The sequence below is a fragment of the Rhodococcus sp. NPDC059234 genome (genome assembly GCF_042754225.1).
In the GTDB taxonomy this organism is placed as follows: Bacteria; Actinomycetota; Actinomycetes; order Mycobacteriales; family Mycobacteriaceae; genus Rhodococcus_G.
In genome coordinates, this window is the sequence record NZ_JBHZAH010000184.1 from 1 (window position 1) to 6,225 (window position 6,225).

5 protein-coding genes are annotated in these 6,225 nt (G+C 68.8%); all 5 read right to left on the bottom strand.

Annotated features, from left to right (window positions below; all coding sequences use genetic code 11):
* Positions 1-28: 28 nt before the first annotated feature.
* A complete protein-coding gene (locus ACFXGJ_RS23735; protein ID WP_378625710.1) occupies positions 29-958 on the bottom strand; it encodes a carboxymuconolactone decarboxylase family protein in 930 nt (309 codons plus the stop codon).
* A gap of 177 nt (positions 959-1,135) precedes the next feature.
* Positions 1,136-1,810, bottom strand: coding sequence for a phosphate signaling complex protein PhoU (gene phoU / locus ACFXGJ_RS23740; protein ID WP_378625711.1), 675 nt, complete (start codon positions 1,808-1,810; stop codon positions 1,136-1,138).
* An 82-nt stretch (positions 1,811-1,892) separates the two neighbouring features.
* Positions 1,893-3,719 carry an LCP family protein gene (locus tag ACFXGJ_RS23745; RefSeq protein WP_378625712.1) on the bottom strand — a complete coding sequence of 609 codons (1,827 nt, stop codon included), beginning with the start codon at positions 3,717-3,719 and terminating at the stop codon, positions 1,893-1,895.
* Between the two features lie 105 nt (positions 3,720-3,824).
* A complete protein-coding gene (gene dusB / locus ACFXGJ_RS23750) occupies positions 3,825-4,982 on the bottom strand; it encodes a tRNA dihydrouridine synthase DusB (RefSeq protein ID WP_378625713.1) in 1,158 nt (385 codons plus the stop codon).
* A gap of 83 nt (positions 4,983-5,065) precedes the next feature.
* The gene (locus ACFXGJ_RS23755) at positions 5,066-6,019 is read right to left on the bottom strand and encodes an acyl-ACP desaturase (protein WP_378625714.1); all 954 of its coding nucleotides are present in this window, start codon (positions 6,017-6,019) and stop codon (positions 5,066-5,068) included.
* Positions 6,020-6,225 lie beyond the last annotated feature (206 nt).

Below are 6,225 nucleotides of genomic sequence, written 5' to 3' on the forward strand. Positions count from 1 at the left end.
GTGTCGGCTGTCGATCCGTTCGACCCGATCAGGCCGGAGCGGTGAGGCCGAAGTCGAGTGTCCCGTCCGCGTTCACGTCGTAGATCTCGACCCCCTCGCTGACCCGGGCCTGGTCGGTGCCCGTCGCCACGGCGATCTTGGAGCTGGCGTTGCGCATCATGTCGACGACGAGCTCCACCGCCTCGGCCGGTGAGAAGTGCTGCCGCACAGCGTCGATGACATCGGCTCCGATGTGACCCGGCTGCCAGACCATCGCATCGGTGAGTGCGAGAGCGGCCTTGTGGCGGTCGGAGAGTGCGCTGTCGGTGTGGTTGTCGACCTGATCGAAGGTCGCTTCCTCGGCGCCGGCCGCCAGCGCCGACCTGCTGCGCAGGGACTTGCAGAGCCGACAGTTGTGCTGGCGCGCCTCGCGGAGGCGGACCAGCTCGGTGGTGACCGGGTCGAGGACGCGCAGCTTGGCGACGCTCCGCAGGAACGCGTCGACCAGCGGCCACGGGTCGTCGTCGGCCTCGTTCCATCGATTCGGGGCCGCCCAGCCGGTGGGCGCGGGCCCGAACAGCTGTTCCAGGACGCGACGAAGCCGGGGCGCCCAGTCGGCGACGTAGACGGACGTCACGAACGTGCCGGTCCGGTGACCGAGCGCGTCCACCAGGGCCGCTCGGGTGGCGGCGTCGACAACGGACACGTCGACGCTGAACTGTTCCGCGAACTCCAGCGCAACGCGCTCGCGGCCGACGACCGTCGCAGGGTTCGGCGTGGGCAGGTCGGGCGTCGGAAGTGGTGTCAGCGCGAGTGCCTGGGCGCAGGTTGTCCGCGCTAACGCCACCAGCGGCCCGGCGAAGCCGGTCGGGCTCGAGGCGACCAGGTCCGCGAGGGCGGCAGCAACCTCCGGCGCGTAGCCCGCGAGAGCTTCGGGGGCCGATTCGCTCGCCCAGCGACTGTCCGTTTCTGCACTCATGTCTGTGGCATCCTTCTCGCTCTTCTCGAGGACCAACACTATGTGAGCAACACAACATTCAGTGCCGACCACCCTCAATCTGCACCTCCCGGTGAGCGGGAGGATCGGATGGATCAGGTGGTCGAAAAGCGAAAAGCCCCGACCGGATTCCGGTCGGGGCTTCGGTGGTCGGTGGGGTCAGGCCTGCGGCTCGGTGGTCTCGTCCGGGTCGACGGGCATCTTGCCGGTCACCAGGAAGATCACCCGTCGGGCCACCTCGACGGCGTGGTCGGCGAAGCGTTCGTAGAACCGGCCCAGCAGCGTCACGTCGACGGCGGCGGCGACGCCGTGCTTCCACTCGCGGTCCATCAGCACCGTGAACAGGTGGCGGTGCAGGTCGTCCATCGCGTCGTCCTCCTCGCGGAGCTTCGCGGCGCGCTCGGGGTCACGGGTCTCGAGCACCTCCTTGGCTCCGGCGCCGAGGGCGACCGCGAGCCGGCCCATCTCCGCGAAGTACCCGTTGACCTCCTCGGGCAGCACGTGATTGGGATGTCGCCTGCGCGCGATCTTGGCCACGTGGAGCGCCAGCGCGCCCATGCGGTCGATGTCGGAGACGATCTGGATGCCGCTGACCACCGACCGCAGGTCACCCGCGACCGGCGCCTGCAGCGCGAGCAGGGCGAAGGCCCGCTCCTCGCACGAGACGCTGAGTTCGGTGATCTGGTCGTGATCGCTGATGACCTGCTCGGCCAGCGGGAGGTCTGCCTGCAGCAGCGACTGGGTCGCCAGCTCCATCGCCGTTCCCGCGAGGCCCGCCATCTCGCCGAGCATGTCGGCGAGTTCGGTCATCTGTTCGTTGTAAGCCACGCGCATGAGGTCACAGCCTAGTTCCTGCCAGGAACCAAGTCACGATGACGAGGTGAACAGCGGATGAATGACGCTGCACGTCAGAGCGCTATGCGCAAGAATCGTCGGCCGCGTTCGTGAACGAGAGGTCGGGGGGAAGCTCCTCGATCGTGGTCCCCGAGACGACGGCCGACTTCGGCGCGACGGTCGGGTGCAGCGCGCTGCCGACCGTCGGCGGCGAGGTGATCTTGCCCGAGAAGCCCGATCCGAGGACCACGTCGACGATCGCGCCGAGGTCCGAGGTCTCCTGCAGCAGGGCGCCGGGAATGGTGGCGGCCACGGTCGCGGCCTCCGCCTCCTGGCCGGGGCCGTAGCGGACCAGCGTGGCCCCACTGATGCCGGTGTAGTTGCCGACGCTGTAGATCTGGAAGCCGTGGGCGCCGAGTGAATTGGCCGCGTCGGCCGCCACGCCGGTGACGCCGGACGCGTTCGAGACCTGCACCGACACCGCGGACGGGGACAGTGCCAGCAGGTTCGGTGCCGGCGCGGGGGTCGCCGCGGTCGGGGGCGTGCTCGGTGCGGACGCCTTCGCGGCGTCGGCCTTGCGGGACTCGCCGGGCAGCGGCTCGTCGTCGATGATCGCCTGGAAGATCGAGTGGATGTCGTCGAGGCGGGGGATCTCGTTCCCGAGCTCGTTGGTGCCCGCGGTGGGGACGGTGAGGAAGGTGACCGCGCCCGCGTCGACCTTCTGCAGCGATCGGCCGAGGGTCACGAGCGACTTGGTGTCGACATTCTGGACGAAGGTGTCCCGGGTGAAGGCGTTGATGAATCCGTTGAGCTTGCCCGGGTCGAAGAGCACCTTGTTCGACAGTGCCGACCGCAGCAGTGAGGACAGGAACATCTGCTGGCGCTTGATCCGGCCGTAGTCGCCGTTGCCCTCGGCCTCGACCTTCCGGGCGCGCACGTAGTTCAGCGCGGTGGCGCCGTCGACGGTCTGCTTGCCCGCGTGCGGGAGGACGGTGCCGAGCTCGTCGTCGATCAGCGGGGCGGTGGTGCACACCTGCACCCCCCCGACCTGGTTGACCATCGACTCGAATCCCGAGAAGTCCATGCCGATGAAGTGCCCGATCTTCAGGCCCGACATCTTCTGGATCACCTTGACCAGGCACTTCGGACCGCCGAAGGCGTACGCCGAGTTGAGCTTGTCGTTGTCGGCGCCCGGACTGACCTCGTTCGTGTACTCGCCCTTGTCGTTGTCCCAGCCCTGGCAGCTCGGGCGGACGATGTCCAGGTCGCGGGGGAACGACACCGCGACGACGCGGCTGCGGTCGGCCGGGATGTTGACCAGGATGACGGTGTCCGAGCGGGATCCCTCGGCATCGGCGACGGACCCGGCTCCCACGCCGCCGTTGGCGCCCGCGCGGGTGTCGGTGCCGACGATCAGATACGTCTCGTCGCCGTACTGGCCGCCGGGGTCGACGACGTCGGTGCTGTCGGGGTCGAGGGCGGCGACCTGAAGGAATCCGTTGTCGGTCGCCCGGAGGTAGCCCCACACGACGCCGGTGAGGACGAGGGTCATCACGGCGACCATCGCGATCGCGCTGCGGCCGACCACGCGCAGCCGCTTCTGCTTGCGGCGCTTGTTGGCGACCAGCCGGGTGACGGCCGGGGCGGCATCGTCGTCGGCGGCCGGTACGACTTCCGGCTCGGCGCGGTACATCCAGCCGGTGGGCTGCGGTTCCGGTTCGGGTGCCGCGGGGCGTTCCCCGGTCGGCGGGTCGCGGCGCGGTGGCGGTGCCGGATTCGCCGGTGCTGCGTGCTGGGGCGGCTGGTTCTGGGGAGGAACCCGACGAATGGGACGGCTCACATGGGAGATCGGTCTTTCCCACGGGGCGCGGCCCTCGGGCGCGGGGCCCGGACCGTGATCGTCGCCCACCTACAGATCCTCGCCTCTCGCGTAATTTGCCACCGCCGACGCCGGACGGTTCCAACATGATACTTACCGGACCTGTGCGATCCAGTCGGGTCCGATCGTTGCTGGTCAGCCGCCGGAATGCATCAGATCGGCGCCGGCGGGCACGAGGCAGTCCTCGGGGTCGTCGAGCCAGCCCTCGGGCAGCGAGACCTTGCCGGGAGAGCCCTGCCGTCCGCGCGGGCCCTCGGCGTCCTTGGGGAACGGCACGTCCGGGGGCAGCTGGACCAGCAGCCCGTCGAGTTCCTCGAGCGTCGACACCATCGCCATCGCCACCCGCATATCCGAGCCGGCGGGGAAGCCGCGCAGGTACCACGCGACGTGCTTGCGCAGCTCCCGCAGGCCCTTGTCCTCGCCGTGGTGGGCGGCGAGCAGCTCCGCGTGCCTGCGGATGATCGTCGCCACCTCGCCGAGGGTGGGCGGGGTGGGCTCGGGGGTTCCGTTCAGGGCCGCGCTCAGCTCGGCGAACAGCCAGGGCCTGCCGAGGCACCCGCGACCGACCACGACGCCGTCGCAGCCGGTTTCCGCCATCATCCGGACCGCGTCCTCGGCGGCGAAGATGTCGCCGTTGCCCAGGACAGGAACGTCGGTGACGTGGTCCTTGAGGCGGGCTATCTCGCCCCAGTCTGCGGTGCCGGAGTAGCGCTGCGCGGCGGTCCGGGCGTGCAGCGCGACCGCCGCGGCGCCCTCCCCGGCGGCGATGCGTCCGGCGTCGAGATGGGTGTGATGCTCGTCGTCGATGCCGACCCGGAACTTCACGGTCACCGGGATGTCGGTGCCCTCGGTGGCCTTGACCGCGGCCGCGACGATCCGGCCGAACAGGGTCCGCTTGTACGGCAGCGCGGCGCCGCCGCCCTTGCTGGTGACCTTCGGGACCGGGCAGCCGAAGTTCATGTCGATGTGGTCGGCCATGTTCTCGTCGACGATCATCTTGGCCGCCGCGTAGGTGGTGTCCGGGTCGACCGTGTACAGCTGTAGCGACCGCGGCGTCTCGGTGGGGCCGAACGTGGTCATGTGCAGGGTTGCGGGCTGGCGTTCGACCAGCGCGCGGGCGGTGACCATCTCGCACACGTACAGGCCCGACGTGCTGCCCGACCGTTCGAGCTCGAGCTCGCGGCACAGGGTGCGGAACGCCACGTTCGTGATGCCCGCCATCGGGGCGAGCACGACGGGGCTACGCAGCTCCAGCGAGCCGATGCGCAGGTGCTGAGCGGTGGGAGTTGACATCGATACCTCGGAAATGACTGTGCCCGGTACCGAAGTTCGGTACCGGGCACAGAATAGCGGGAGGGCTCAGGACCCTCGCTCGGTCAGGAGGCCTGCTGCTCGCGCCTGGCTTCCTCGCGGGCGAGCATGCGGTCGCGCTGCTCCTCGAACTTGGTCGCCTGCACGCCCAGGTCGTCGAGGAACGTGGAGAGCGCGTCGCGTGACGCCTCGCCGGCGCCGGTGAAGTCCTGGCGCTCGAAGATGCGCCACTTGCGCAGCACCGGCATGACGACCTCTTCGAGGTGCTGACGCAGGTCGTAGATGCCGTGCTTGGCCATCAGGACGCCGTTGCGGCGGAAGTTCGGCATGCCCGCACCGGGCATCTCGAAGTGCGTCACCACGTCGGTGATCGCCGCGATCGTCTGGTCCGGCGACACGTCGAGGGCGGCCTCGCAGATGTTGCGGTAGAAGATCATGTGGAGGTTCTCGTCGGCCGCGATGCGGGCGAGCATCCGGTCCGCGATGTCGTCGTTGCAGGCCCTGCCGGTGTTCCGGTGCGAGACGCGGGTGGCGAGTTCCTGGAAGGTCACGTACGCGACCGAGTGCAGCAGGCCCTCGGTGTCACCGGGGGAGGAGTAGCCGTTGGTCATGTGGATCATCCGGGCCTCTTCGAGGGCCACCGGGTCCACGCCGCGGGTCACGGTCAGGTAGTCACGCATCACGATGCCGTGGCGGTTCTCCTCGGCGGTCCAGCGACCGACCCAGGTGCCCCAGGCGCCGTCCCGGGAGAAGTTCTCCGCGATCTCGCGGTGATACGAGGGCAGGTTGTCCTCGGTGAGCAGATTCGTGATCATCGCGGCCTTCGCGACCGGATCGAGACGGGACTGCTCGGGATCCCAGTCCTCGCCACCCATCGCTGCGAAGTTGCGGCCCTCGTCCCACGGGACGTAGTCGTGGGGGTGCCAGTCTTTCGCCATGGACAGGTGTCGGTTGAGATTGGATTCGGCCACCGGCTGCAGCTCCTGCAGTAGCTCCAGCTGGGTCAAATCTCTCGCCATTACTTGCCTCCATGTATCCGCGGAAAATCGGCTCAACCTAGCCTACGGGACCGTAACCACGTTGGGTATTGCTTCGGGTTGGTCACGACCTGGGAATTGGCTGCCGATTCAAGACACGTTCCCGTCGAGAATTCGTGCTGGTGCGGTGAATCGTTACACCTCCGAGACGTCTCGCGATCACGAGCAACGGCGGCGCCCCGGATGTC